Source organism: Leifsonia sp. PARNA 1/14 (assembly GCF_055720965.1).
The window spans coordinates 106,662-132,404 of sequence record NZ_JBVQSP010000003.1 but is presented as its reverse complement, the minus strand read 5'-3'; the positions used below and the strand labels follow the sequence as shown (position 1 = coordinate 132,404).

Here is a 25,743-nt window from a genome sequence, read left to right as displayed (position 1 = left end):
GGTCAGCCCTTCACTCCACCTGCCGTCAGGCCCGCGACGATCCGGCGCTGGAAGATCAGCACCAGGATGATGAGCGGGACTGTCACGATCGTACCGGCCGCCATGATGGCCGTGTACGGCTCCTGGTGCGGCTGGCTCCCCGTGAAGGAGGCGATGGCCACGGTCACCGGCTGGGTCGCGTCGCTCGACAGCTGGCTGGAGATCAGGAACTCGTTCCACGACGAGATGAACGCCAGGATCGCGGTCGTGAACACGGCGGGGGCCGCCAGCGGCAGGATGATCTTGCGGAACGCCTGCGACTGCGAGCAGCCGTCGATCCGAGCGGCCTCCTCCAGGTCCCACGGCATCTCGCGGAAGAACGAGGTGAGCGTGTAGACCGTCAGCGGGAGGGCGAACGAGATCTCCGGGATGATCAGCGCCTGGTACGTGCCCATCCAGCCGATGTTCGTGAAGAGCTGGAACAGCGGCGTGATGAGCGCGACACCCGGGAACATCGAGGCGGCCAGGATGATCCCCAGGATGACGCCCTTGAACTTGAAGTCCAGCCGGGCGAGCGCGTACGAGGCGAAGATGCCGACGACCAGCGAGATCAGTGTCACGCAGACGCCGATGAACAGCGAGTTCAGCAGCGCGCCCGGGAGGTTGTTCCCGAGCTTGGTCGACAGCGCCGTCGCATAGTTGTCGAGGGTCACATGCGTGAACCACGGCGTGTTGTCGCTCGTGTAGCCGACGTCGCGGAACGACGTGACGACCATCCAATAGAACGGCAGCAGACACCACAGCACCACGACGATCGCCTGGATTCCGGTGCGCAGGCTCTGGTTTCTGTTGCGCCGCTTCGTACGGTTCTTCGTGCGGGTCCTGGGCAGGGCGTTCGCCTCTGCGGTGGCCGAGGCGGGGCCGGCGACGGTGGTCATCCCTTCGCTCCCTTCGCTTGCGTCTCCTGTGTTCGCACCACGTTCGTGCCGAGGAACCGCACGAAGATGAATGCGACGAGGAAGATCAGGATGAACGTGATGGTCGAGAGGGCGGCAGCGCTGTTGAAGCCTTGCCTGATCTGATCGACCACGAGGATCGACAGGGTCGTCGTCGCATGGCCTGTTCCGCCTCCACCGCCTGTCAGGATCTGCGGCAGGTCGTAGATGCGGAGCGCGTCGAGCACGCGGAACAGCACCGCGACCATCAGCGCCGGCTTCAGCAGCGGCATGGTCACCCGCCAGAAACGCTGCCAGGTGCTGGCACCGTCCATCTTCGCCGCCTCGTAGACGTCCTCCGGGATGATCTGGAGGCCGGCCAGGATGAGCAGCGCCATGAACGGCGTGGTCTTCCAGGTGTCGGCGATGATGACCGCGAACCGGGACGCCCATTCGTCGCTCGTCCACAGGATGTGGGCGTTGAGGACGGCGTTGGCGACACCGGCGACCGAGAAGATGAAGAACCAGAGCTTCGCGGTGACGGCGGTCGGGATGGCCCACGGGATCAGGATGGCCGCGCGGACGAAGCCGCGGCCGCGGAAGGCGCGGTTCATGATGAGCGCGAACCAGAGACCGAGGACGGTCTCGAGGATCACGGTCGTGACGGTGAAGAAGAACGTCACCCCGACCGCGCTCCAGAACGTGGAGCCGAGGTTGCCGGGCGGGCACGAGACGGTGGTGCCGTTCGGCCCGGCGCACTGCTGGAACAGCCAGTGCGCGTAGTTCTGGAAGCCCGCGAAGCCGCCCTGCACGAACAGGCCGGTCGCCGGGTCGAGCCCGGCGTCCTTCTGGAAGGACATCACGATGGCGCTGACGATCGGATAACCGATCACCACGGCGAGCAGGATGATGGTGGGGATGATCAGGTAAAAGGCCCAGCGACTCTGCTGGCGACGATTGTGCTTGACCCCGGCGCGCTGCTCAGGCTGCTTGCCGGCGTTCTTCGTCGATGAGGGGGCGACGACGTTCGGCGTTGACATGTGTGCCTCCGAGAGGAAGAGCGGGAAGTGGGGGAGCCGGGCGGCGGGAAGGGTCCCGCCGCCCGGCGACCGTGGAGGGCTGGGGCGCTACTGGCCCGAGCTCGCGGTCTTGATGGCCGCCGACATGTCCTTCAGCGCCTGGTCGACCGACTTGTCGCCCTTCAGCGCCGCGTAGGCGTTGTCCTGCACGGCCTTGGTGATGGCCGGGTAGAACGGCGAGACCGGACGCGGAACCGCGTTGGCGATCGACGTCTTCAGGGTGGACAGGTACGGCAGCTGGGTGTTCAGCGACGCGTCGTCGTACAGCGACGACAGCACCGGCGCCAGCGAGCCCTGCGTCACGAAGAACTTCTGGGTCTCCTCGCTCTGCAGGAACTTCAGGAACTCGAAGGCGGTCGCCTTGTGCTTGCTGTACACGCTGATCGCGGCGTTGTGACCGCCCAGGCTCGAGACGCCCGGCTTGTCGGCCGTGATGCCCGGCAGCGGTGCGATGCCGAAGGTGTCCTTCACGGTGGAGGATCCGTCGGTCTTGGCCAGGTTGTACACGTACGGCCAGTTGCGCAGGAACATCAGCTTGCCGGCCTCGAACGCCTGCCGGCCCTGCTCCTCCTGGTAGGTGATGGCCTCAGCCGGGATCTGCCCGTTCTTGAAGCCGTCCACCAGGCGGGTCAGACCCGCGTTGGCCTCGGAGCTGTCGACCGTGACGGTCTTGCCGTCGTCACCGACGATGGTGCCGCCGTTGGTGTTGATGGCCTCGGCCACGTTCACCGTCAGGCCCTCGTACTGGGCGAACTGGCCGGCGTAGCAGCCGATGCCCTTGGCCTTGGCGATGTCGCAGTCCTTGAGCATGTCGTCCCAGGTCTTCGGCGGGGTGGGCACGAGATCCTTGCGGTAGTACAGGATGCCGCCGTCGGAGGTCTGCGGCGCCGCGTACTGCGTGCCGTTGTAGGTACCCGACTTGACCGTCGGTGCGAGCAGGGCCGAGTTGTCCATCTTGAGGTTGCCGGTCAGCGGCTGGAGCCAGCCCTTCGCGGCGAACTCACCCGTCCAGACGACGTCGACATCGACCACGTCGTAGTTCGGGTCCTTCGCCTGGAAGTGCTGCACGAGGTCGTCGTGCTGCTGGTCGGCCTGGTCGGTCTGCTCCTTGAAGGTGACCTTCTCGTTGGGGTGGGCCGCGTTCCACTTCTCGACGAGCGGCCGGACGACATTGGAGTTGTCCTTGCCCTGCACGTAGGTGATGGGGCCTTTGCTGTCGAGGTTGGCGTTGGCGTCTCCGCCCCCGCTGCCTCCCGATCCGCCGCCGGTGCATCCCGCAAGGGCGAGGCCCGTGATGGCCACCATCCCTGCGATCACGGAGAGACGTGCTGCTTTCATTTCACTCCTCGTTGAGCTCTTGGTGCAGGCGCGGGTGCGCCCGGGCTCAACGTACTCCGGGCCGGGAATCCATGCAAGCGTTTACGTCAAGCGCTTGCATTGCGATTCGGTCACGGGGCTTCTACCCGCGGGTGGGGGAGGCGGAGGCCCGGCGGCGCCGCCGCACGGAGTTAGGCTTTCGTCTGTGAGCGGCATGCGTGGGATGGGCGGAGGCGGTATGCGTTCGCGCGTCAGCGCCAGCGACGTGAACGCCCAGCGCGCGCTCAATGCGGACGCCCCGCGGATTCCGCATCTCTTCCGACGGATCGTGGCACTGTTCGCAGCGCACAAGGGCGCGATCGTCATGACGATGATCCTCGTGCTGGTCGGGGCCGCGCTCTCGGTCGTGCCTCCGCTGTTGACCCAGCGGGCGTTCGACGAGGGCCTCTTCCCGAAGAGCGGCGAGCCCGACCTCCCGGTGCTCACGGAGATCGTGGTGCTGATGATCGTGGTCTTCGTCGGCTCGGCCCTGCTCGGCGTCTGGCAGACCTATCTCACCGCCTCCGTCGGCAACCGGGTGATGGGCGCGTTGCGCGTGCGGCTGTTCTCGCACCTGCAGTCGATGGAGCTGAGCTTCTTCACCAAGACGAAGACCGGCATCATCCAATCGCGGCTGCAGAACGATGTCGGAGGCGTCGCGAGCGTCCTCACGAACACGATGTCGAGCATCCTCGGCAACACGGTCACCGTCATCGCCGCGCTCGTCGCGATGCTGCTGCTGAACTGGCAGCTGACGATCGTGGCCGTCATCCTGATGCCGATCCTGGTGATCGCGCAGCGCCGCGTCGGGCAGGTGCGGGCGCGGATCGCGACGAAGACGCAGGAGTCGCTGTCGGACATGACCGCGATCACGCAGGAGACGCTGAGCGTGTCCGGCATCCTGCTCTCGAAGAGCTTCAACCGCCAGTCCGCCGAAGTGGAGCGCTACTCCGACGAGAACCGCACCCAGATCCGGCTGCAAGTGTCGCAGGCGATGAGCGGCCAGTGGTTCTTCGCGATGGTGAACATCTTCCTGTCCTCGATCCCGGCGATCGTCTACCTGGTCTCCGGGTGGCTGATCCTCGGGGGCGCCACCGACATCACGGCCGGAACGATCGTCGCGTTCACCACCGTGCAGGCCCGGCTGCTCTTCCCCCTGCTGGCGCTCATGCGGGTCGCGCTCGACCTCCAGACCTCCGGCGCGCTCTTCGCCAGGATCTTCGAGTACCTCGACCTGAAGCCGGCCATCGCCGACGCACCCGACGCGGCGCCGGTCGACCCGGATCGTGACCTCGGACGCATCGAGTTCGACCACGTGGTGTTCCGCTATCCGGACGCCCGGGAGGGCGAGCGCAACACGCTCGACGACGTGTCGTTCGTGATCGAGCCGGGCGAGTTCGCCGCGTTCGTGGGGCCCAGTGGTGCAGGCAAGACCACGGTCAGCTACCTCATCCCGCGCTTCTACGACGCCACCTCCGGGCGGATCCTCTTCGGCGACACCGACCTGCGGTTCCTGCAGCAGGACTCGCTCGTCTCGCACATCGGCGTGGTGAGCCAAGAGACCTACCTCTTCCACGCCTCCATCGCCGAGAACCTGCGGTACGCGCGGCCCGGCGCGACGCAGGACGAGTTGGAGGCCGCAGCCAGGCGGGCGAACATCCACGAGACGATCGTCTCGTTCCCCGACGGCTACGAGACGATCGTGGGCGAGCGCGGCTACCGGCTCTCCGGAGGCGAGAAGCAGCGCATCGCCATCGCGCGTGTCCTGCTGAAGGACCCGGAGGTCTTGATCCTCGACGAGGCCACGAGCGCGCTCGACACCATCTCGGAGCGGGTCGTGCAGCAGGCGCTGGACACGGCCTCCCGCGGCCGGACCACGATCGCGATCGCCCACCGGCTGTCGACGATCGTCGCGGCCGACGTGATCTTCGTCATCGACCACGGGCGGGTCGTCGAGCGCGGCACCCACCGAGAGCTGCTCGAGCTCGACGGAATCTACGCGCGGCTGTACCACGAGCAGACCGAGACGGCCATCCTCGACCGGGAGTGACGTACTCCGCCCCGAATGTTAGACTCGCCTAACATTCGGGTCAGCGGAGGCGATGATGGCGCTGCAGGTCGCGGAGCGACAGCCGCGTACACGCTTGCGGATCTGGCTGCTCCTCGGCCCGGCATTCGTGGCGGCGATCGCCTACGTCGACCCCGGCAATGTCGCGGCGAACCTCACAGCGGGCGCGCGTTACGGTTACCTTCTGGTCTGGGTGCTGGTGGCCGCCAACGCGATCGCTGTGTTCGTTCAATACCAATCGGCCAAACTCGGCATCGTGACGGGTCGCAGCCTCCCCGAACTGCTCGGCGCCCGACTCGGCGCAGGCGGCCGAAGGGCGTACTGGGTGCAGGCAGAGTTGGTGGCGGCCGCGACGGACGTCGCCGAGGCGATCGGTGGCGCGATCGCGCTCAACCTGCTGTTCGGCCTACCGCTCCCCGTCGCCGCGGTGATCGTCGGCGTCGCCGCGATCGGACTCCTCGCGGTGCAGTCGAGGCGCGGGCAGCGACCGTTCGAAGCGGTCATCGTCGCGCTGCTCGCCGTGATCGCCGTCGGCTTCCTCACCGGGCTCGTCGTCAGCCCGGTGGACTGGGGGGCGGCGGCCAAGGGGCTGGTCCCGCGATTCGACGGTGCGCCGACCGTGCTGCTCGCGGCGAGCATGCTCGGCGCGACGGTCATGCCGCACGCGATCTACTTGCATTCCGCGCTGGCGCGCGATCGCCACGGAGTGAGCGCTGACAGCGGACGTGTTCGCACTCTGCTGCGCGCGACCAGGCTGGACGTCGTCCTGGCACTGGTCGTGGCAGGTGTCGTCAACATCGCGATGCTGCTGCTCGCGGCGTCGGCACTGCGTGGGGCGGCTGGAACGGACACCATCGAAGGTGCGCACGCGGCGATCACGGCAACGCTCGGGCCGGTCGTCGGCGCAGCCTTCGCGATCGGGCTCCTCGCGTCGGGGCTGGCGTCCACCTCGGTCGGGAGCTACGCGGGCGCGACCATCATGAGCGGATTGCTGCACATACGCGTGCCGCTGTTGGTGCGTCGAGTCGTCACGCTCATCCCGGCCGTTGTCATCCTCGCCATCGGCGTGGATCCCACGTGGGCGCTCGTCTTGTCTCAGGTGCTCCTGAGCCTGGGTATCCCCTTCGCGATGATCCCGCTCCTGCGCCTCACCGGTTCCCGGGAAGTCATGGGGGCGCGGGTCGACGCCGTCTGGGTCCGCTGGGCGGGGGGCGTGATCGCCGCACTCGTCGTCATCCTCAACCTTGCGCTGGTCGTGTTGACCGTGATCGGTCGATGATCGTGGCTTGCAATTTTCGAACCCTGAGATGCAATATTCATTTATGGCGCCTGGTGCCGGGAGCCATGGCTTGAAGGTTCGCTACCAGCCTCGCGTGGCGAAGAATATGGGACACTCTACGCATTGATACACAAAGTGCTGTCGGGAGCTCTTGATGAAATCGCCTGACCCAGTTGTCACTGGCGGCCTTCCGCGCGAGTACTCCTCGTTCGTCGGCCGCAAGATGCAATTGGCAGCAGCACGAACGGCGCTGGGCGAGACCCGTCTGCTCACGCTGGTCGGTCCTGGCGGGGTGGGAAAGACCCGATTCGCCATCCGTCTGGCGGCGAGCGTGAGCAGGCTCCACCCTGCCGGGACCTGGTTCGTCGATCTCAGCGGAGTGAGCGTGACCGGCTCCGTGGTCGACGAGGTCGCCAGGATCGTCGGTGTACACGGAACGAGGAACGATACGACGGCAGCTCTCGTCGACTTCTTCGGGCATCGCCGCGGCCTCCTCGTGCTCGACAACTGCGAGCACGTCGCGCAGCAATGCGGTCTGCTGGTCATCGCTCTCCTCGACGGCTGCCCGGAACTCACGGTCATCACGACTAGTCGAGCTCTGCTGCGGATCCGCCCCGAGGTCGTGTTCCAGGTCGATCCGCTCGAACCGCCGGAGCCGTCGCGTGAGAAGCCGGCCACCGCCGTGAGCCTGTTCCTCGAGCGCTGTTCGAGGGTGCTTCCTGAGCCGTCGGAGGCCGATCTGGAGGCGATCGGCGAAATCTGTCGACGTCTTGACGGACTTCCGCTCGCGATCGAGCTTGCAGCGGCGCGCGTGCGGGTCGTTTCTCCTCGGCAGATGTTGGATCGGCTGGCCGAGCCGTTGGCCTTCCTCACCAGAGCGGACCGCGACGTTCCCGATCGCCAGCGCACGATCCGCGCCGCGATCGGTTGGAGCTACGAGCTGTGCAACGACGCCGAACAGGCGATGTGGCGGCGCATGTCCGTGTTCGTCGGCGGGTGGGACCTCGATGCCGCCGAGTGGATGTGCGCCGACGTAGGCGGTGAGGAGGCGGCACTCGACGTCGTGCAGTCGCTCCTCGACACGTCGATCATCGGGCGCCGTCCGTCCGGCGATGTCGTGTACTACGAGATGCTCGACACCGTCCGCCGCTTCGGACTCGAGCAGTCATCCCCCGACGACCTCGCCGCCGCGCGGGCGCGGATGGTCGAGTGGTACCTGGCCAGGCTGGCGCGGCTCGAGGCCGACTGGTACGGACCGAACCAGGCCTACTGGCTGTCCATGACGCGGCGCGAACTGCCGAACATCCGTGCCGCTCTCGAATTCTCGATCGAGGCACGGGACAGCACGACGGCTTCTCGGTTGCTCCTCGGAGGGTGGCGGGTGGTCTGGCAGGCGCACGGGCGCACCGACGAGTTCGACCGTTGGGGAATCCGGATCCTCGCTCTCGGAGTCCCCGCGACACCGGACGGAGCCCGGCTCCTGATAGCGACATCGGCGTGGCCGTTCGCCAGTGGAGACACGGATTCGGCGCAGAGACTGATCGCCCAGGCGGCTGAGATCGCGGAGGAGCTGGACGACGACTCGATCCGAGGATCCCTTCTGCAAGTGCGCGCGATGGTCGAACCCGGTCCGGATTCGATCGGCCTCCTGGAACGGGCGCTCGCGCTCCAGAGAGGCTCGAACCTCCACCCGGCGCAGTCGAACCTCGAAGAGATGGTCGCGATCGCGCATTACGCACTGGGCGACGAAGAGGACGCGGCTCGCAGGAGGGAATCGCTCATCGCGCGCGCGATTCGGGCGGGAGAATCGTTCGAGACAGCGTTCATGCTGACGAACACCGGGATGATCGCGACCCGGAAAGGCGATCTCGACAGTGCCACGATGTTCCTCCGGCAGGCGCTGAGCCTCAACCAGAACCTCGGCGACCCCTTCATGATCGCGCTGACGGAAGAAGCGCTCGCGCGCGTCGCCGCGAACGCCCGCGACTTCGTCCGGGCGGCGACGCTCCTCGGGATCACCGACATGGTCGGCGGCCCTGGTGGTGCCGTCGCCGCATACGCTCCGAACGCCCCCGGATTTCGCGCCGCCATTGCAGACGAGGCGACCGCGGCAATGGGCAAGCGGGCTTATCAGAGCGCATTCGCGCACGGCAAGGCCCTGACGAACGAGAAGGGGATCGCCTACGGACTGGGTGCGCAGCTCTCCGAGGCAACGCCCTCGCGATCGGACTCCACGGCGCTCTCGGCGCGAGAAAGCCAGGTCGCCGCGCTCGTCGGACAAGGCTTGACCGACCGGGAGATCGCGGAGCGTCTGGTGATCTCGCGCCGTACGGCAGAGGGTCATGTCGCCAACAGCCTGACGAAGCTCGGGTTCAGCTCGCGGACGCAGCTCGCGGCGTGGACCGCGCGCGCGTCCGCGTAGTGGACGACGCCGAAGATGTCTCCGGCCGTCAGCCGGAGCTCACCCACACCGAGGCGGCCGCCGTCGCGCCGAGAACGACGGGGCCGCCGGCGACCCGCACGGTGATGTCGCCGGCGAACTCTCTCTGCTCGTCGATGGTCACCTCGACGTCGAGGCCGATCCCGCGCTCGCCGAGGTAACGGAGGACGGCGGGGTCGGCGTCGGAGATGCGCACGACCGTCAGCGGTACGCCGGTCTGCGCCGACAGCAGCGGCTCGGCGTCCGGTCGTCGCGGGGTGCCGTCGGCCGTGGGGATGGGGTCGCCGTGCGGGTCCCTCGCCGGGTACCCGAGGCGCCGGTCGATGCGGTCGACCAGCTCGTCCGAGACCGCGTGCTCGAGCACCTCCGCCTCGTCATGCACCTCGTCCCACCCGTAGTCGAGCTCTTCGACGAGGAAGGTCTCGATGAGCCGGTGCCTGCGCACCATCGCCACCGCGCCGCGGCGGCCGGCGTCGGTGAGCTCGATCCCGCCGTACGGCTCGTGCACCAGGAGGCCCTGGTCGACGAGCCGGCGGATCGCGTCGGACACCGTAGCGGCGCGAACGCCCATGCGCTCGGAGAGCTGCTTGACCGTGATCGGGTCGCCCGACCACTCTGTCGCCGACCAGATCAGCTTCAGGTAGTCCTGTGCCACGGGGGAGAGATCGGACACCGGCATGACCACGAGTCTAGGCAGCCCGGCTGAAACACAACGAACGCGTCCCGACGCGCCCTGTTACGGTTGACGGCGTGAAGTACGCAGAGACCATCACAGACTTGGTCGGCGACACCCCGCTCGTGAAGCTCAACCGGCTGACCGAGGGGATCGCGGCGACGGTGCTCGTCAAGCTCGAGTACCTGAACCCCGGAGGCTCGTCGAAGGACCGCATCGCATCCCGCATCATCGACGCTGCGGAGCAGGAGGGGCTGTTGCAGCCCGGCGGCACGATCGTGGAGCCCACCAGCGGCAACACCGGGGTCGGGCTCGCGCTCGTCGCCCAGCAGCGCGGCTACCGCTGCGTGTTCGTGCTGCCCGACAAGGTCGGCGAGGACAAGCGCAACGTACTCACCGCCTACGGCGCGGAGGTCGTGGTCACGCCCACCTCGGTGCCCCCCGAACACCCCGACTCCTATTACTCGGTGTCCGACCGGCTCGCCGCCGAGATCCCGGGCGCGTTCAAGCCGAACCAGTACTTCAACCCGAACGGGCCGCGGAGCCACTACGAGACCACCGGTCCGGAGATCTGGCGCGACACGGACGGCCGCATCACGCACCTCGTGGCGGGCGTCGGCACCGGCGGCACCATCTCGGGCACGGGCCGGTTCCTCAAGGAGGCCTCCGAGGGACGCGTGCGGATCGTCGGCGCGGACCCGGAAGGGTCCGTCTACTCGGGAGGCACCGGCCGCCCCTACCTCGTGGAGGGAGTCGGCGAGGACTTCTGGCCGGGCGCGTACGACCCGACGGTCGTCGACGAGGTGATCCCCGTCACCGACGCCGAGTCGTTCCACATGACCAGGCGGCTGGCGCGCGAGGAGGGCATCCTCGTCGGCGGGTCGAGCGGCATGGCCGTCGTTGCCGCCCTCCGCGCGGCCGAAGACCTGAGCGCCGACGATGTCGTCGTCGTCATCCTCCCGGACGGCGGACGCGGCTACCTGGCGAAGATCTTCAACGACAAGTGGATGCGCTCCTACGGCTTCAGCGAGGTGCCCGACGAAGCCACGGTGCACGACGTGATCCGCACCAAGCGCGGCGACCTGCCCGACCTGGTGCACACCCACCCGACCGAGACCGTGCACGACGCCATCGGGATCATGAACACCTACGGCGTCTCGCAGCTCCCCGTGCTCACGGCCGAACCTCCCGTCGTCATGGGCGAGGTCGCCGGCGCGCTCGACGAGCGGTCGCTCGTCGACGCGGTGTTCAGCGGGCGGGCGCGCATGAGCGACCCGGTCGGCGCGCACCTGGGCGAGCCGCTGCCGCTGATCGGCGTCAACGAGCCGGTCACGGCTGCGCGGGCGGCGCTCGCCGTCGCCAACGCCCTGCTGGTCACCGAGGACGGCAAGCCCGTCGCCGTGCTCACCAGGCAGGACCTGCTCACCTATCTGAGCGAGTAGCCGCTCGCTTCCCTCCCTCTCGACCTCGCAGGAGTAAGGATCCCGATGACCCACGGTTTCGCCACGCGCGCCATCCACGTCGGCCAGGAGTTCGACCCGACCACGGGCGCGATCATCCCGCCGATTTATCAGACCTCGACGTTCGTGCAAGACGGGGTCGGCGGGCTGCGCGGCGGCTACGAGTACGGCCGGGCGGGCAACCCGACCCGCACCTCCCTCGAGACGCTGCTGGCGTCGCTGGAGGGCGGCGTGGGCGCGCTGTCGTTCGCGTCCGGCCTCGCGGCCGAGGACGCCCTGCTGCGCGCGGTGCTGCGCCCGGGCGACCACGTGGTGCTCGGCAACGACGTGTACGGCGGGACGCACCGGCTCATCAACCGCATCCACGGCGCCTGGGACGTGCGCAACACGACCGTCGACCTCGGCGACCTGGACGCGGTGCGTGCGGCGCTCGGGATCGACGGCACGCGCCTGCTCTGGATCGAGACGCCCAGCAACCCGCTGATGAAGATCAGCGACCTGGCCGCCCTGGTCGAGCTCGGCCACACCGCCGGCGCCCTCGTCGTCGTCGACAACACCTTCGCGTCGCCGGCCCTCCAGCAGCCGCTCTCGTTCGGCGCGGACGTGGTCGTGCACTCCACCACGAAGTACCTCGGCGGCCACTCCGACGTGATCGGCGGCGCCCTGGTGTTCGCCGACCCCGAACTCGCGGAGAAGGCGCAGTTCATCCAGTTCGCCGCCGGCGCGGTCTCGGCGCCGATGGACGCCTGGCTGACCGTGCGCGGCATCAAGACCCTCGACGTGCGCATGCAGCGGCACAGCAGCAACGCGCAGGCGATCGCGGAGGCCCTGGTCGGCCGGCCGGGCATCGACGCCGTCTACTACCCGGGGCTGCCCGACCACCCCGGCCACGACCTCGCCGCCGCCCAGATGAGCGGCTTCGGCGGCATGCTCTCGGTCGCTCTCAGCGGAGGAGCGTCCGCCGCACGTCGCTTCGCCGAGTCGACCGAGGTGTTCCAGCTGGCCGAGTCGCTCGGCGGGGTGGAGTCGCTCATCGGCTACCCGTCGGAGATGACGCACGCATCGGTCCGCGGCACCGAGCTGGAGGTCCCGGACAACGTGATCCGCTTGTCGGTCGGCATCGAGGATGTCGCCGACCTCCTCGCCGACGTCGAGCAGGCGCTCGCCCGCTAGCACCCGACCCGGGCGTCGGACGTGCGCGCTAGCCTGCACGCATGGATCAGCGCATCAGCCTCGTCACCCTCGGCGTCCGCGACCTCGCCCGCTCCCGCGCGTTCTACGAGGAGGGTCTGGGCTGGACACCCGCCGACGCTCCGGAGGGCGTCGTCTTCTATCAGCTGCCGGGCATGGCGTTCGCCCTGTTCGGCCGCGACGACCTCGCGGAGGACGCCCGCCATCCCATCGACGGCTCCTTCAGCGGCATCACCCTGGCCTGCAACCAACGCGACGAGGCGGCGGTCGACCGCGTCCTCGCCCAGGCCCTTGCGGCGGGCGGCACCATTCTCAAGCAGGCCGAGCGGGTGTTCTGGGGCGGCTACTCCGGCTACTTCGCCGACCTCGACGGACACGTCTGGGAGATCGCGTACAACCCCGGCTGGACTCTCGCCGACGACGGCACCCTGACGGTCGGCTGAGCCCGGCTTACGCCGTCGACGCCGCCCGACCCTTCGACGCGCGGCGTCAGCCGATCTTCGGGCGCCGTCCCGTGATGGATCCCGGAAGACCGCGTCTCACTGTTCGGACGGAGGCCGCTCCTCTGCGGAAGCGGTCATCCCGTCGAGGGGATGGTGACGGCATGCACGCGCACAGGGCGGGGCGAGTGGAGGACGACAGCGGTCCGGGCCGCGACTGGTCGATCAGGACGACGCGACAACGGCACGAACGCGACGGCGCGGTCGCGGCCGCCGTCACGGGCATCCTCAGCATCGGCGTCTCGCTGGGAGCGTTGCTCGCGGCCGGCGACCGGGGCCTCGTCGAGGCGGCGCGTGCGGGCGTGCTGGGCGGGGGGATCGTCGCGGTCGGCCTGCTGGCCGTCGGGGCGATCGCCACCGAGTCGCTCGCGTGTCATTGACGCGAGGCCGCCAGGCGCGAGGATGGGACCATGACCTCCATCCGTCCGGCGCGACCCGCCGACGCCGACGCCGTGCTCCGCCTCTTCGATGACGCCATCGCGTGGTTCGTCACGATCGGCAACACCGGGCAGTGGGGCACCGAACCGTTCTCGAGGCAGCAGAAGCAGATCGAGCGGGTGAGCGGCTGGGTCGCCGAGCCCGGCTCCTTCGTCGCCGAGCACTGCGAGGCCGGCGTCGTCGGTTTCCTCGCCCTCGGCGAGGCGACCGAGTACGTGCCAGCGGCGACACGTCCCGAGCTCTACGTGCGCGTGCTCATCGGGTCGCGCGATCCTCGTGCGAAGGGCACGGGGCGTCTGCTGCTCGACTTCGCCGAAGAACGGGCCCGCGCCGCCGGCGTGGAGCTGCTCCGCGTCGACTGCTACGCGGGCGGCAGCGGCGACTTGATCCGGTTCTACGAGTCGTGCGGCTACCGGGCGACGACGACCTTCACGGTCGGCGCGTGGCCGGGCCAGGTGCTCGAGCGCGCCGTCGCATAGAGCGGATTCACGGGTTTCGGGGTATTGCTCAGTGAGGACCCCTCACCGATAGTGGAGGCGTGAGGACTTTCGGGGTGGAGGAGGAACTCCTCCTGGTGGACGGCCGCGGTGTCGCGGTTCCCGTCGCACCGTTCGCGTTGGCCGATGCTCCGGCCGGATCCGGGGATCGCCTGGGGGCCGAGATCCAGCAGGAGATGATCGAGACGCAGACGCGTCCGCAGCTCGGCGCCGACGACCTGTACGCCGACATCGTCGAGGGCCGCTCGCTGGCCGACGCCCTCGCCCGGCGGCACGGTGCCCGCGCGGTCGCCGTCGCGATGTCGCCGCTGCCGCTGCGCCCGCACGCGACGCCCGACCCCCGCTACGACCAGATGATGGAGCGGTACGGGCTCACCGCCAAGGGGACTCTGGTGTGCGGGTGCCACGTGCACGTCGCCATCCACTCGCGCGAGGAGGGCGTCGCCGTCCTCGACCGTATCCGCACTTGGCTGCCGACCCTGCTCGCCCTCAGCGCGAACTCCCCGTTCGTCGGGGGCGTGGACACCGGCCACGCGAGCTACCGGTTCGTCGCCTGGCACCAGTGGCAGAGCGCGGGACCGACCGACGTCTTCGGCTCGGTGGAGGCCTACGACCGTTTCGAGCGGCTCCTGGTCGAGACCGGCGTCATCCTCGACAAGGCGATGCTCTACCTCGACGCCCGGGTGTCGCACAAGCAGCCGACCGTGGAGGTCCGCGTCGCCGACGTCTGCCTGGACGCGCGCGACACGGTCGTTCTCGCTGCCCTGGTGCGCGCCCTCGTCGACACCGCCGTCGACGAGTGGCGTTCGGGGGTGCCGCCGCTGGCCACTCCGTCGGCGGCCCTGCGGCTCGCCGAGTGGCAGGCGGCGCTCACCGGTGTCGGCGGGATGCTGCCGCATCCGGTGAGCGGGCGCGAAGGCACCGCCGTCGCCGCGATCGACGCCCTCCTCTCGCACACCACGCCCGCGCTGCAGGCGAACGGCGACCTCCAGCTGGTGCGGCGCGGAATCGTCCGGATCCTGCAGAACGGCGGGGGTGCAGGGCGGCAGCGGGCGGCCCTCGAGCGGCGTGGGCGGATGGCCGACGTGGTCGCCGAGGCGATCGCGCTGACCCACGACGCGGGCGAAGAGGGCGACGATCGTTTCGTCGCGTAGCAATCCCTTCCGTACTCGCCTGGACGCGCTTATCCTTCGGACATGATGGGGGTTCGGACATGACGGGGAAGGAACTCGCCCACCAGCACGCCGTCTACACGTACGGCTCGCTTCCGCTGACCCTCATGTACAGCCCCACGGCGACGGCGGCGTGGGAGGTGTACTTCGGCGGCGACTACCTCGGCCTCGTCGAGGAGGCACACACGGCCGGCGAGCCCTGGCCGTCGTTCGTCGCCCGCCCTCCCGGCGAGGAGGAGACCGGCGACGGCATCCCCGCCCGCGACTGGCGGGTCGCCGTCGAGCTGCTGGCGGCGCGCGCCGGACTCTGAGCGTGTCAGAACGCGAACTGGGCCCATTCGGCGCGCGCCAGGTCGACGCGCTCGCCGTGCCGCTCCACCACCCAGTGCGAGGGTGTGCCTGCCAGATATGTGCACAGGACGGTCTCGCTGCTCCAGCCGTCCGCGGAGCGGATCCATCGCACCAAGTGGATGTCCTGCCCCGGTTTCGGCGCGTTCCCGATCGGTGTGTCGTAGGTCGTCACGCTGCACCCCTCCCCAGTTGTGCAGCCGGTCCCCTCCGGTGGAGCGCGACGGATCGCCCCTCCGCCAGCTCGGGACTGGCTCCTTGCACTAGACCCTAGTGGGGTACAAGCCCGGGGGACAAGAGGGTTCAGGTGAACGACAGTGGACGGCTTAGGTACACCCATCCGGCAGCGATGTGCCCGTCAGATCGTCGGGTCGTCCTCGTCGTCGGCCGCCGCGTCGTCCTCGGGCTCGAAGACGCCGTCGGCGTCGTACGGTCCGCCGCCTTCGCCCTCTGCGAGGGCGTCGACGTCAATGGGCTCGCCGGAGGGCGTCTGCGGCCAGTTCTCTTTCGCATCGGTCATGCCGTGATGGTAGGCCGAACGGGGCACCGGCAGAACCTCCCAGTCTGCGTCGTCGCCGCGTAGCGTCGAAGACGAGAGGAGAACGAACGATGGAATACACCCGACTGGGCTCGACCGGCCTCACGATCAGCCGCCTCGCGCTGGGCTGCATGAGCTTCGGAGACACGTCCCGCGGCTTCAACGAGTGGGCGCTCGACGACGAAGGCGCCGCACCGATCTTCCGCCAGGCGGTGGAGGCCGGGATCACCTTCTGGGACACCGCCAACATCTACGGCTACGGCAGCTCGGAGGAGATCGTCGGCCGGGCCGTCCGCGAGTACACGCGCCGCGAGGACGTCGTGCTGGCGACCAAGCTCAACTTCCGGATGCACGACGGGCCCGGTGGCGCCGGTCTGTCGCGCCGCGCGATCCTCGAACAGATCGACGCTTCGCTGCAGCGTCTCGGGACAGACTTCGTCGATCTCTACCAGATCCACCGTTTCGACCCGCTGACGCCGGTCGAGGAGACGATGGAAGCCCTCCACGACGTGGTCAAAGCCGGCAAGGCCCGGTACATCGGCGCCTCGTCGATGTGGGCGTGGCAGTTCGCGAAGCTCCAGCACGCGGCCGACCTCGGCGGCTGGACGCGGTTCGTCACCATGCAGGACCAGTACAGCCTGATGATGCGCGAGGAGGAGCGCGAGATGTTCCCGCTGCTCGCGGACCAGGGTGTCGGCAGCCTCCCGTGGAGCCCACTCGCCAAGGGCAGGCTCACGCGTCCGTGGGGTGAGCAGACCTTGCGCGGCGACACCGACCCGTTGCAGGCGCGGTACACCGAGGAGCACGACCGGCCGATCGCGGAGGCCGTGCAGCGGGTGGCGGAGGCCCGCGGTGTGCCCATGGCGCAGATCGCGCTCGCCTGGGTGCTGCGCAACCCGGTCGTGGACGCGCCCATCGTCGGGGCGACCAAACCGCACCATCTGCCCGACGCGGTCGCCGCCGTGCACCTGGAGCTGACCGGCGACGAGGTGCGCGCCCTCGAGGAGCCGTACACGGTCACCCTCCCGACCGGGTATTGAGCCCAGACGTGAGTAATCGCGGGAATCCAGAGTCGGATTCCCGCGATTACTCACGTGTGGGTGGAGGTCAGGCCTCGGGGGCCGGGGCGGCCTCCTGGGTCTGAGCCTCGGCGATGGAGGCGCGGACGGCGTCCATGTCGAGCGCCTTGACCTGGCCGATGAGGTCCTCGAAAGTCGGGGCGGGAAGCGCACCCGGCTGCGAGAAGACCAGGATGCCGTCGCGGAACGCCATCAGCGTCGGGATGGAGGTGATGCCGGCGGAGGCCGCGAGGGCCTGCTCCGCCTCGGTGTCGACCTTGCCGAACACGACGTCGGTGTGCTCCTGCGAGGCCTTCTCGAAGATGGGGCCGAACATGCGGCACGGACCGCACCACTCCGCCCAGAAGTCCACGAAGACGATGTCGTTCCCGGTGATCTTCGACTCGATGTTCTGCGCGGTCAGCTCGACGGTGGCCATGGGTGTCTCCTAATGGTCGAGGGGTTCTCGCGGCCGTCGGGTGCAGTGGGCCGCACTGAGTGGAACGGTACGCCCTCCTTCGGCATTCCCCTGCTCTCAGCGGACGAACAGGGACGGGCAGTCGAGCAGGATTGGAGAAGCACCGCGGAGGTCAGGGCTCCTACCGTGATCTCCATGACCTCCATCGATCACATCACCCTCGAGGTGGCGGACGCCTCCGCCGCCGAACGGTTCTACGCCGAGGCCTTCGGGCTCGGCGACCGGGTGCGCGTCCGGGCCTCCGACGCGCCGACTTCCGGCTTCCGCGGCTACACCGTCTCCATCACGGTGTCGCAGCCCGCCGACGTGCGCGCCTACGTGGACTCCGCGGTCGCGGCCGGCGCCACCGTCATCAAGCCGGTCACCACCTCGCTCTGGGGTGTCGGCGCGACCGTGCAGGCGCCCGACGGCGCGATCTGGAAGATCGCGACCTCCGCCAAGAAGGACACCGGCCCGGCCACGCGCGAGCCCGAGTCCGTCGTGCTGCTGCTGGGAGCCGACGACGTCAAGGCGAGCAAGCAGTACTACGTCGGCCGCGGCCTCCCGGTGGGCAAGAGCTTCGGATCGTACGTGCAATTCGACCTGAAGGGCAGCCCGGTGCAGCTGGGCCTCTACAAGCGCCGCGCCCTCGCGAAGGACGCGGGGGTGCCCGAGGACGGCGACGGCTCGCACCGCATCGTCATCGGCGGCGGCACCGACGACGTCGTGGATCCGGACGGGTTCGCCTGGGAGGCCGCAGCCGACTGAAGGGAGCTCCATAGCAACCCCTCAGAAGACGCATTCGCAGGGCATAACCTCGCGAAAGGTCACAGGAATGTAACGACGCCAGGGTGGCTGTCATGTCCCAGCCATCGACCCTCTCGCTCGACATCGTCGTGCCCGTGTACAACGAGCAGGCGACGCTCGACACGTCCCTCCGCCGGCTGCACGCCTACCTGACCGACGCGGTGCAGGCGAGCTGGCGGATCACGATCGCCGACAACGCCAGCACCGACGAGACGCCCGCCATCGCGGACGGTCTCGCCGCAGAGCTCGGCGGGGTCGTCGCCGTGCACCTCCCGCTGAAAGGACGCGGTCGCGCCCTGAAAGCGGTGTGGGGCTCCTCGCCCGCCGAGGTGCTCGTCTATCTCGACGAGGACCTCTCAACCGACCTCGCCGCTCTGCCGCCGCTCGTCGCGCCGCTCCTCTCCGGTCACTCCGATCTCGCAATCGGCACCCGGCTCGGGAGGAGCTCGCGCGTCACGCGCGGCGGCAAGCGCGAGTTCATCTCCCGCAGCTACAACCTCCTGCTGCGCCGCACGATGTCGGTCGGGTTCTCCGACGCGCAGTGCGGCTTCAAGGCGATCCGCCGCGACGTCGCCCAGCGGTTGCTCCCGCTCGTGGAGGACGACGGCTGGTTCTTCGACACCGAGCTGCTCATCCTCGCGGAACGCGCAGGGCTGCGGATCCACGAGATCCCCGTCGACTGGGTCGACGATCCGCACAGCTCGGTCGACATCGTGCGCACGGCACGCGACGACCTCAAGGGGATGTTGCGGGTCGGCACCAACATCGCGCGCGGCCGCATCCCCGTGGAGGCCGTCTACGCCGAGCTGGGTCGCCGCCCGTTCGCGCAGCCCAGCCCTCCGAGCTTCTTCGGCCAGGTCGTGCGGTTCGCGATCGTGGGCGTGCTCTCGACCGCCGCGTACGCATTGCTGTACCTGCTGCTGTCGGGTGTCCTCGGCGGTCAGGTCGCGAACTTCGCGGCCCTGCTGTTGACGGCCGTCGCCAACACCTGGGCCAACCGGCGCTTCACCTTCGGTGTGCAGGGCCGCTCCGGGATGGTCCGGCACCAGTTCCAGGGTCTCCTGGTGTTCGGGATCGCGTGGGCGCTGACCAGCGGCTCGCTCGCGGTGCTGCACGCCGCCGCGCCCGGCGTCTCCCCTCGGGTCGAGCTGATCGTGCTCACCGCGGCGAACCTCGTCGCGACCCTGCTGCGGTTCGTGCTGCTGCGGCTGTGGGTGTTCCGGGCGTCGCGCCGGGCGACGGCGTCGACGCCTGCCGTGCCCGTCCCCACGGCGTCCACTCGGGCCGCCCTAGTCCTCACCCCGACCGAAACGGAGAAGTGACCCATGTCCGTCACCACCGCATCCACCCCGACCGCCCCTCCCGCGAACGCGCCCGCGGCCTCCCCGGACGCGAGCCCACCGACCTCCCGGCTCGGCTCCGCCCTCCGTCGTCTGATGCGCGGACGGGAGGACGCCGCCGCCTGGGAGCGCCCGGCGCTGCTCGGCCTCCTCGCCGTCACAGCGTTCCTCTATCTGTGGGATCTCGCCGCCAGTGGCTGGGCCAACTCGTTCTACTCGGCGGCCGTGCAGGCGGGGTCTGTGAACTGGGAGGCCTTCTTCTACGGCTCCAGCGACGCCTCGAACTCGATCACGGTCGACAAGCCGCCGGCGAGTCTCTGGATCATGGCCCTCTCGGTGCGGATCTTCGGGCTCAGCTCGTGGAGCATCCTGGTGCCGGAGGCGCTCATGGGCGTCGCGACGGTGTGGCTCGTCTACCTGACGGTGCGCCGCAACTTCAGTGCGCGCACCGCGCTGCTCGCGGGCGGAGTGCTCGCATTGACGCCGGTCGCCGCGCTGATGTTCCGGTTCGACAATCCGGACGCGCTGCTCGTGCTGCTGCTGACGCTCGCGACCTATCTGACACTTCGCGGCATCGAGTCGGGCCGCATCCGCTGGGTGATCTGGGCGGGCGTCGCGGTGGGCTTCGGGTTCCTCACCAAGCAGCTGCAGGCCTTCCTCATCCTCCCGGTGCTGGCCGGCGTCTACCTCGCCGCGGCGCGCGTCTCGTGGGCCAAGCGCTTCGGGCACCTGTTCGCCGCGCTCGGCGCGGTCGTCGTGGCGGCCGGATGGTGGGTCGCGATCGTCGAGCTCGTGCCGGCGTCGATGCGCCCGTACATCGGCGGCTCGCAGACCGACAGCTTCCTCGAGCTGACCTTCGGCTACAACGGACTCGGCCGGCTCACCGGCAACGAGACCGGCAGCGTCACCGGTGGTGGCGGAGCGACCGCCGGCGGCGCGACCGGCGGCGGCATGTGGGGCGCCACCGGCATCCTGCGGCTGTTCGAGAACGAGATCGGCGGTCAGATCACCTGGCTGCTGCCGGCCGCGCTCGTGCTGTTCGTCGTCGCACTCGTGCTCGGCAGGACGGCCGCGGGCACGGACGCACGCCGGGCGACGCTCCTCCGCCGCGCCACCCTTCTGCTGTGGGGCGGCTGGCTGATCGTGACCGCTCTCGCGTTCAGCTTCATGGCCGGCATCTTCCACGCCTACTACACCGTGGCGCTGGCACCTGCGCTCGCCGGGGTGGTCGCCATCGGCGCCTCCGCGGTCTGGGGCGCACGCGACCGGCTGTGGGTGCGAATCCTCTCGGCCGTGACGATGCTGGGCACCGGCATCTGGGCGTGGGTGCTGCTCGACCGCGCGACCGACTGGCTCCCGTGGCTCAAGGTCGTCGTGCTGATCCTGGCGGTCGCGGCGTCCGTGCTCCTGCTCCTTCCCCAGCGCAGCCGGGCGCTGTCGGCCGTGACCATCGGCGTGACTCTGATCGCGGCCGTGCTGGCGCCCACGGCCTACACGCTCCAGACGATCACGACAGGCCACAACGGCTCCATCGTCACGGCGGGACCCACGGTGTCCGTGGCGATGGGCGGACCCGGTGGAGGTCCCGGCTTCGCGGGCGCGCCGAATGGCGGTCGGGGCGTGTTCGGCGGGACGCAGGGTGCGCCCGGGGGCACCGCCAACGGCCTCCCCGGCGGCACCGCGCAGGGCGGCGCGGGCGGGATGGGCGGCCTCCTCGGCTCCAGCACCGTCAGCTCCGAGCTCAGCACCCTCCTGAAGGCGGACGCGTCGAAGTACACCTGGGTCGCCGCGGCCATCGGCTCCAACTCCGCCGCGGGCTACCAGCTCGCGACGCAGGAGGCCGTGATGCCGATCGGCGGGTTCAACGGCTCCGACCCGTCGCCCACCCTCGCGCAGTTCGAGCAGTACGTGGCCAAGGGCGAGATCCACTACTTCATCGCGGGCGGCGTCGGTCAGTCGAACGGCGGGAGCAACGCCTCCAGCCAGATCGCCGCCTGGGTGGAGGCGAACTTCACCTCGACCACCGTCGGAGGCGTCACCCTCTACGACCTGACGAAGTAGCCCGCGCTGTCCGCGGATGAGCGAAGGATGGCAGCGGATGGGCTGCGCGATGTCGGTGGCCCGCGCCAAGATGATCGGGTGACGGAAAGCGCGCCATCGACCACGCGAGTGCCGGCGGGGCAGTCCGTCGAGCATCGCGGCCACCTCGGAGTGGCCGGAGGCACCGCGCTCTACGTCGCCGCCGTGCTCGGCACCGGCATCCTGGTGCTCCCGTCACTCGCGGCGGCTGCCGCGGGGCCGGGCGCCATCCTGGCCGTCGCCGCCCTCGCGCTCATCTCGGTGCCGCTCGCGGCCACCTTCGCCGCGCTCGCCCGGCGGCATCCCGACGCGGGAGGTGTCGCGACCTTCGCCCGCCGTGCGTACGGCCCCACGTCGGCACGCATCGTGAGCTATTGGTTCTTCTTCGGCACCCCGATCGGCGCTCCGATCGCCGCGCTGATGACCGCGCGCTACGTCGTCGCCGTGATCGGGGGCGACGCCGCGCAGACCGTCCTCATCGCGATCGCGCTCATGGTGATCCCGGTCGCCGTGACCGCCTTCGGCGTGCGGTTCGCCGCCTCCGTCCAGCTCGTGCTGTCGGGCGCGCTGGTGGCGGTGCTCGTCTTCGTCCTGGCCGCCGCCGCGCCGCACGGCCGGGTCGAGAACCTCGAGCCGCTCCTCCCGCACGGCTGGTCGGGCGTCGGGCTCGCGATGAGCCTGTACATCTGGGCCTTCGCGGGGTGGGAGGCCGTGGCCGGCATCGGCGGCGAGTTCCGCAACCCGCGCCGAGACATCCCGCGCGCCACCGCTCTCGCGCTCGTGATCGTCTCGGTGGCCTACCTCGCGATCCAGACGGTCACGGTGACGGTGCTGGGCGGCGCGGCCTCCACGTCGGCGGTGCCGCTGCTCGATCTGGTCGACGCGGCGACGGGATCCGGTGGCGGCGTGGTCGTCGCGGTGATCGCCGCGATCGTCGTGACGGGCGTGTTCAACGCCTACCTCGCGGCCTTCAGCAAGCTGGGTGCCGCGATGGGTCGCGACGGCGACCTGCCGCGCTGGTTCGGCCGCGGGGCCGAGAACGGCGCTGTGGCCCGGCGCGGGCTGCTGCTCTCTGCGGTCGTCATGGCGCTGTACTCGGTGGTCGTTCTCGCCAGCGGCGACCTCCAGCCGTTCATCCTCGTGCACACCAGCATCGCCGCGGCGGTCTACGGGCTCGGAGTCGCGAGTGCGATCGTCCTGCTGCCGACACGATCGGTCGGCTGGTGGATGGCGGTACTGTCGTGCGTGTTCGCCGCGGGGCTGCTCGCCCTCGCGGGATGGCACCTCGTGTTCCCGGCAGGCATTGCGGTGATCGCCGTGCTGGTCGGAGCGTTCGCCCGGCGCACGAGGCGTCGTCGCGCATAATGGGTGCACGCTCCTCACCCGGAGGAGCACCGCGGGCGCCAGCCCGCATGCGACACCGCGGGGGAGGGTGCCGTGACCCACGAGCCTGCGACGCCGGAGGACGCGGCCGCTCCCGCCTCCGTCACCACCGCGTCCATCCCGATCGTGCGCGCCGCCAGCATGCGCGACGTCGCGCAGTTGGCCGGCGTCTCGCACCAGACGGTCTCGCGCGTCATCAACGACCATCCGAGCATCCGCGACACCACCCGGCAGCGGGTGCTCGACGCGATGGAGGCCCTGCACTACCGGCCCAACCCGGCTGCGCGCGCCCTCGTCACGGCGAGGTCGCGCACCCTCGGAGTGCTCTCGACGACCGCAGCGGCCCTCTACGGACCGGTGTCGAGCATCAATGCCGTGCAGAGCGCCGCCCGCGACGCCGGGTACTACCTCGCCGTCGCCCAGCTCGCCGAGCTGAACGCCGAGGGGATCGCCGCGGCCCTCGACCACCTGCTCGCCCAGGCCGTCGAGGGCATCATCGTGATAGCGCCGCAGGAGCTCGTGATCGAGCAGCTCTCTGGCGCAGGACTCGTCGTGCCGTACGTCACCCTCCAGGGCGGCGCCGAGTACGACGCGCGCGTACTCACCGTCGACCAGGAGGCCGGCGCGAGGGCGGCGACCGCGCACGTGCTCGCGCTCGGTCATCGCTCCATCCACCACATCACCGGACCTCTCGAATGGTTCGAATCGCAGGCCAGGGTCGCCGGCTACACGCGCGAGCTGGAGGCCGCCGGCCTGCCCGTTCCTCCGTTGCTGGAGGGAGACTGGTCGGCCGAGTCCGGCTACCGCGCCGCACGCGAGCTCCTGAGCGACACCGAAGCGACCGCGGTCTTCGCGTCGAACGACCAGATGGCGCTCGGCGTCTACCACGCGGCACGCGAGGCCGGCCTGCGGGTTCCGGACGATCTGAGCGTCGTGGGGTTCGACGACATCCCGGAGGCCGCCCACTTCTGGCCTCCGCTGACGACCGTGCTGCAAGACTTCACCGAGCTCGGCCGCCGCAGTGTCGGCCGGCTGGTCGCCGAGATCGAGGGCGGCGAGGTCCCCGGCCCGGTGAGCCTCGTCCCTGAGCTGATCGTCCGCTCGTCCACGGCCCCGCGCTGAGGCTCGTAGCCGACTCGCGAGACGGCGCAAAGTCGCCCCGAATCCGCCGAGGCGGCGGATTCTCCGCCGCCTCGCGGCGCTCTCAGGTCCGCCCCGACGTCACCCGCAGGCCGTAGGCTCGAGAGATGAGCACCGACCGGGGATCGACGACGGCCGCCGGGCAGCTCTCGAAGCCGGAAGGGGTGCTCGCACCCCGGTATCGCTGGGTGAGCATCGGCATGTGCCTGCTCGTCACCCTGGCCGCGTTCGAGGCGCTCGCCGTCACGACGATCATGCCTGCCGTGAGCCACGAGCTCGACGGCGCCGCGCTCTACGCCTTCGCGTTCGCCGGGCCGCTCGCCGTCGGCGTCGTCGGGATGGTGATCGCGGGCACCTGGTGCGACCGCGGCAACCCCCGCACCGTGCTCTACGCGTCGGTCGTGCTGTTCGCCGCCGGCCTCACGCTCGCCGGGGCCTCGCCGACGATGCCGCTCTTCGTGACCGGGCGGCTCGTCCACGGGCTGGGCGGCGGGGCGCTGACCGTGGCGCTCTACGTGATCGTCGCGCGCGTCTATCCGCCGCGCCTCCACCCGAGCATCTTCGCGGGCTTCGCCGCGGCGTGGGTCGTCCCGTCGCTGATCGGCCCGGTGATCGCCGGAACGGTCGCCGAGACCGCGGGCTGGAGGTGGGTGTTCCTCGGCGTCGTCGCACTGGTCTTCCTGGCGATGCTGATGGTCGTCCCCGCCATGCGCGGCGTCCACGGCCCGAGCGAGCGTCCCGAAGGCGGAGGCCGCGAGTTCGCGCGGATCGGCCTGGCCGTGCTGGTGGCGGTGGCGGTTCTCGCGCTCACCCTCGCGGCCGAGGCACGTGGGCCGGTGCAGTGGATCGTGCCCGTCGTCGCAGCGGTGGTCGCGGTGGCGGCGTTGCGTCCGCTCCTCCCGCGCGGCGTCCTGCTCGCGCGTCGCGGGCTGCCGAGCGTGATCCTCGTGCGCGCGATCGTGGCGGGCACGTTCTTCTCGGCCGAGGTCTACGTGCCGCTGATGATGGTGACGCAGTACGGCGCCTCCCCGGCGATCGCCGGCCTCGCCCTGACGGCCGCCGGGCTGAGCTGGGCCGCAGCGTCGTGGGCGCAGGGCCGGTTCCCCGCGATCGGCAACCGTCTCGCCGCTCTGCTCGGCGCCGTGGGGTTGACGATCGCGATCGGGTCGCTGCTGATCACGGCACTGACCGGGGCGTCGCCGGTCGTCGTCGTCGTCGTCGGGTGGGCGTTCGCGGGGCTCGGCATGGGAGTGCTCTACCCGAGGCTGGGCGTCCTCACCCTCGAGTACTCGACGCCGAGCGACCAGGGCTTCAACAGTTCGGCGCTCTCGATCGCCGACTCGACCGGCTCCGCCATCGCCCTGGCGGCGACAGCGATCGCGTTCTCGGCGCTCGGCGGTGCGGCGTCGCCGGCCGCCTTCGCGGGGGTGTTCGGCGTGAACGGCCTCCTGTGCGTCGCCGTGTGGCTCTGCGGGCCGCGCATCCTGGCGCGCTGAGGAGGGCGCCCGGCGCGGCGTCGGCGCCCA

Annotated in this window: 24 protein-coding genes; 17 read left to right on the top strand and 7 right to left on the bottom strand. The window is 69.8% G+C overall.

Going from position 1 to position 25,743, the window contains the following annotated elements:
• Positions 1-2: 2 nt before the first annotated feature.
• The 3 genes from AC0HS0_RS10105 to AC0HS0_RS10095 form a co-directional block, all read right to left on the bottom strand.
• A complete protein-coding gene (locus tag AC0HS0_RS10105; protein ID WP_472963735.1) occupies positions 3-917 on the bottom strand; it encodes a carbohydrate ABC transporter permease in 915 nt (304 codons plus the stop codon).
• Positions 914-1,954, bottom strand: a complete 1,041-nt coding sequence (locus tag AC0HS0_RS10100) for a carbohydrate ABC transporter permease (RefSeq protein ID WP_472963733.1) — start codon at positions 1,952-1,954, stop codon at positions 914-916. The genes AC0HS0_RS10105 and AC0HS0_RS10100 overlap by 4 nt, the downstream gene beginning before the upstream one ends.
• 87 nt (positions 1,955-2,041) lie before the next feature.
• Complete coding sequence (locus AC0HS0_RS10095) at positions 2,042-3,331, bottom strand: ABC transporter substrate-binding protein (RefSeq protein ID WP_472963730.1); 1,290 nt, start codon at positions 3,329-3,331, stop codon at positions 2,042-2,044.
• A 193-nt stretch (positions 3,332-3,524) separates the two neighbouring features.
• On the opposite strand from AC0HS0_RS10095, the gene AC0HS0_RS10090 reads away from it, so the two are divergent.
• The 3 genes from AC0HS0_RS10090 (at position 3,525) to AC0HS0_RS10080 (ending at position 9,118) form a co-directional block, all read left to right on the top strand.
• Positions 3,525-5,399, top strand: coding sequence for an ABC transporter ATP-binding protein (locus AC0HS0_RS10090; protein ID WP_472964178.1), 1,875 nt, complete (start codon positions 3,525-3,527; stop codon positions 5,397-5,399).
• Between the two features lie 55 nt (positions 5,400-5,454).
• The gene (locus AC0HS0_RS10085; RefSeq protein WP_472963727.1) at positions 5,455-6,696 is read left to right on the top strand and encodes an Nramp family divalent metal transporter; all 1,242 of its coding nucleotides are present in this window, start codon (positions 5,455-5,457) and stop codon (positions 6,694-6,696) included.
• 229 nt (positions 6,697-6,925) lie between these two features.
• The gene (locus AC0HS0_RS10080) at positions 6,926-9,118 is read left to right on the top strand and encodes an ATP-binding protein (RefSeq protein WP_472963725.1); all 2,193 of its coding nucleotides are present in this window, start codon (positions 6,926-6,928) and stop codon (positions 9,116-9,118) included.
• Between the two features lie 28 nt (positions 9,119-9,146).
• Here the strand turns inward: AC0HS0_RS10080 and AC0HS0_RS10075 are convergent, their stop codons facing one another.
• On the bottom strand, positions 9,147-9,815 hold the full coding sequence (locus tag AC0HS0_RS10075) for a metal-dependent transcriptional regulator (protein ID WP_472963723.1): 669 nt from the start codon (positions 9,813-9,815) through the stop codon (positions 9,147-9,149).
• 71 nt (positions 9,816-9,886) lie between these two features.
• Between AC0HS0_RS10075 and AC0HS0_RS10070 the strand changes: the two genes are divergently transcribed.
• From AC0HS0_RS10070 to AC0HS0_RS10040, 7 genes are all read left to right on the top strand, one after another.
• Positions 9,887-11,251 (top strand): cystathionine beta-synthase, encoded by a 1,365-nt coding sequence (locus tag AC0HS0_RS10070; RefSeq protein WP_472963721.1) that lies wholly within the window; start codon positions 9,887-9,889, stop codon positions 11,249-11,251.
• A 45-nt stretch (positions 11,252-11,296) separates the two neighbouring features.
• Entirely contained in the window at positions 11,297-12,442 is a 1,146-nt protein-coding gene (locus AC0HS0_RS10065) for a cystathionine gamma-synthase (protein ID WP_472963719.1), read from the top strand.
• A 41-nt stretch (positions 12,443-12,483) separates the two neighbouring features.
• On the top strand, positions 12,484-12,903 hold the full coding sequence (locus AC0HS0_RS10060; RefSeq protein ID WP_472963717.1) for a VOC family protein: 420 nt from the start codon (positions 12,484-12,486) through the stop codon (positions 12,901-12,903).
• Positions 12,904-13,064: 161 nt separating this feature from the next.
• Entirely contained in the window at positions 13,065-13,340 is a 276-nt protein-coding gene (locus AC0HS0_RS10055; protein WP_472963715.1) for a hypothetical protein, read from the top strand.
• A 30-nt stretch (positions 13,341-13,370) separates the two neighbouring features.
• On the top strand, positions 13,371-13,877 hold the full coding sequence (locus AC0HS0_RS10050) for a GNAT family N-acetyltransferase (RefSeq protein ID WP_472963714.1): 507 nt from the start codon (positions 13,371-13,373) through the stop codon (positions 13,875-13,877).
• 59 nt (positions 13,878-13,936) lie between these two features.
• The gene (locus AC0HS0_RS10045; RefSeq protein ID WP_472963712.1) at positions 13,937-15,049 is read left to right on the top strand and encodes a carboxylate-amine ligase; all 1,113 of its coding nucleotides are present in this window, start codon (positions 13,937-13,939) and stop codon (positions 15,047-15,049) included.
• Positions 15,050-15,108: 59 nt separating this feature from the next.
• The gene (locus AC0HS0_RS10040; protein WP_472963710.1) at positions 15,109-15,378 is read left to right on the top strand and encodes a hypothetical protein; all 270 of its coding nucleotides are present in this window, start codon (positions 15,109-15,111) and stop codon (positions 15,376-15,378) included.
• Between the two features lie 5 nt (positions 15,379-15,383).
• On the opposite strand, the gene AC0HS0_RS10035 is transcribed toward AC0HS0_RS10040, so the two are convergent.
• Entirely contained in the window at positions 15,384-15,590 is a 207-nt protein-coding gene (locus AC0HS0_RS10035; protein WP_472963709.1) for a hypothetical protein, read from the bottom strand.
• A gap of 183 nt (positions 15,591-15,773) precedes the next feature.
• Positions 15,774-15,935: a hypothetical protein gene (locus AC0HS0_RS10030; protein ID WP_472963707.1), complete on the bottom strand. Its 162-nt coding sequence runs from the start codon at positions 15,933-15,935 to the stop codon at positions 15,774-15,776.
• An 89-nt stretch (positions 15,936-16,024) separates the two neighbouring features.
• Between AC0HS0_RS10030 and AC0HS0_RS10025 the strand changes: the two genes are divergently transcribed.
• Positions 16,025-16,993: an aldo/keto reductase gene (locus AC0HS0_RS10025; RefSeq protein WP_472963706.1), complete on the top strand. Its 969-nt coding sequence runs from the start codon at positions 16,025-16,027 to the stop codon at positions 16,991-16,993.
• Positions 16,994-17,060: 67 nt separating this feature from the next.
• Here AC0HS0_RS10025 and trxA read toward each other — a convergent pair whose 3' ends face one another.
• Complete coding sequence (gene trxA / locus AC0HS0_RS10020; protein ID WP_472963704.1) at positions 17,061-17,450, bottom strand: thioredoxin; 390 nt, start codon at positions 17,448-17,450, stop codon at positions 17,061-17,063.
• A gap of 174 nt (positions 17,451-17,624) precedes the next feature.
• On the opposite strand from trxA, the gene AC0HS0_RS10015 reads away from it, so the two are divergent.
• The 6 genes from AC0HS0_RS10015 to AC0HS0_RS09990 all read left to right on the top strand — a co-directional run bounded on the left by AC0HS0_RS10015 (position 17,625) and on the right by AC0HS0_RS09990 (position 25,713).
• Complete coding sequence (locus tag AC0HS0_RS10015; protein ID WP_472963702.1) at positions 17,625-18,236, top strand: glyoxalase; 612 nt, start codon at positions 17,625-17,627, stop codon at positions 18,234-18,236.
• Positions 18,237-18,328: 92 nt separating this feature from the next.
• The gene (locus AC0HS0_RS10010; protein ID WP_472963700.1) at positions 18,329-19,597 is read left to right on the top strand and encodes a bifunctional glycosyltransferase family 2/GtrA family protein; all 1,269 of its coding nucleotides are present in this window, start codon (positions 18,329-18,331) and stop codon (positions 19,595-19,597) included.
• Between the two features lie 3 nt (positions 19,598-19,600).
• Positions 19,601-21,676 carry a glycosyltransferase family 39 protein gene (locus AC0HS0_RS10005; RefSeq protein WP_472963698.1) on the top strand — a complete coding sequence of 692 codons (2,076 nt, stop codon included), beginning with the start codon at positions 19,601-19,603 and terminating at the stop codon, positions 21,674-21,676.
• Between the two features lie 78 nt (positions 21,677-21,754).
• A complete protein-coding gene (locus tag AC0HS0_RS10000; protein WP_472963697.1) occupies positions 21,755-23,059 on the top strand; it encodes an APC family permease in 1,305 nt (434 codons plus the stop codon).
• A gap of 159 nt (positions 23,060-23,218) precedes the next feature.
• On the top strand, positions 23,219-24,199 hold the full coding sequence (locus AC0HS0_RS09995; RefSeq protein ID WP_472964177.1) for a LacI family DNA-binding transcriptional regulator: 981 nt from the start codon (positions 23,219-23,221) through the stop codon (positions 24,197-24,199).
• Between the two features lie 125 nt (positions 24,200-24,324).
• Positions 24,325-25,713: an MFS transporter gene (locus AC0HS0_RS09990; RefSeq protein WP_472963694.1), complete on the top strand. Its 1,389-nt coding sequence runs from the start codon at positions 24,325-24,327 to the stop codon at positions 25,711-25,713.
• Positions 25,714-25,743: the final 30 nt, after the last annotated feature.

Excerpts from the sequence above, each read along its gene's own strand:
- AC0HS0_RS10105 (WP_472963735.1), bottom strand. The coding sequence starts at position 917 with ATGACCACCGTCGCCGGCCCCGCCTCGGCCACCGCAGAGGCGAACGCC.
- AC0HS0_RS10100 (WP_472963733.1), bottom strand. The coding sequence starts at position 1,954 with ATGTCAACGCCGAACGTCGTCGCCCCCTCATCGACGAAGAACGCCGGC.
- AC0HS0_RS10095 (WP_472963730.1), bottom strand. The coding sequence starts at position 3,331 with ATGAAAGCAGCACGTCTCTCCGTGATCGCAGGGATGGTGGCCATCACG.
- AC0HS0_RS10090 (WP_472964178.1), top strand. The coding sequence starts at position 3,525 with ATGCGTGGGATGGGCGGAGGCGGTATGCGTTCGCGCGTCAGCGCCAGC.
- AC0HS0_RS10085 (WP_472963727.1), top strand. The coding sequence starts at position 5,455 with ATGGCGCTGCAGGTCGCGGAGCGACAGCCGCGTACACGCTTGCGGATC.
- AC0HS0_RS10075 (WP_472963723.1), bottom strand. The coding sequence starts at position 9,815 with ATGCCGGTGTCCGATCTCTCCCCCGTGGCACAGGACTACCTGAAGCTG.
- AC0HS0_RS10065 (WP_472963719.1), top strand. The coding sequence starts at position 11,297 with ATGACCCACGGTTTCGCCACGCGCGCCATCCACGTCGGCCAGGAGTTC.
- AC0HS0_RS10060 (WP_472963717.1), top strand. The coding sequence starts at position 12,484 with ATGGATCAGCGCATCAGCCTCGTCACCCTCGGCGTCCGCGACCTCGCC.
- AC0HS0_RS10055 (WP_472963715.1), top strand. The coding sequence starts at position 13,065 with ATGCACGCGCACAGGGCGGGGCGAGTGGAGGACGACAGCGGTCCGGGC.
- AC0HS0_RS10050 (WP_472963714.1), top strand. The coding sequence starts at position 13,371 with ATGACCTCCATCCGTCCGGCGCGACCCGCCGACGCCGACGCCGTGCTC.
- AC0HS0_RS10040 (WP_472963710.1), top strand. The coding sequence starts at position 15,109 with ATGACGGGGAAGGAACTCGCCCACCAGCACGCCGTCTACACGTACGGC.
- AC0HS0_RS10030 (WP_472963707.1), bottom strand. The coding sequence starts at position 15,935 with ATGACCGATGCGAAAGAGAACTGGCCGCAGACGCCCTCCGGCGAGCCC.
- AC0HS0_RS10025 (WP_472963706.1), top strand. The coding sequence starts at position 16,025 with ATGGAATACACCCGACTGGGCTCGACCGGCCTCACGATCAGCCGCCTC.
- trxA (WP_472963704.1), bottom strand. The coding sequence starts at position 17,450 with ATGGCCACCGTCGAGCTGACCGCGCAGAACATCGAGTCGAAGATCACC.
- AC0HS0_RS10015 (WP_472963702.1), top strand. The coding sequence starts at position 17,625 with ATGACCTCCATCGATCACATCACCCTCGAGGTGGCGGACGCCTCCGCC.
- AC0HS0_RS10010 (WP_472963700.1), top strand. The coding sequence starts at position 18,329 with ATGTCCCAGCCATCGACCCTCTCGCTCGACATCGTCGTGCCCGTGTAC.
- AC0HS0_RS10005 (WP_472963698.1), top strand. The coding sequence starts at position 19,601 with ATGTCCGTCACCACCGCATCCACCCCGACCGCCCCTCCCGCGAACGCG.
- AC0HS0_RS09995 (WP_472964177.1), top strand. The coding sequence starts at position 23,219 with ATGCGCGACGTCGCGCAGTTGGCCGGCGTCTCGCACCAGACGGTCTCG.
- AC0HS0_RS09990 (WP_472963694.1), top strand. The coding sequence starts at position 24,325 with ATGAGCACCGACCGGGGATCGACGACGGCCGCCGGGCAGCTCTCGAAG.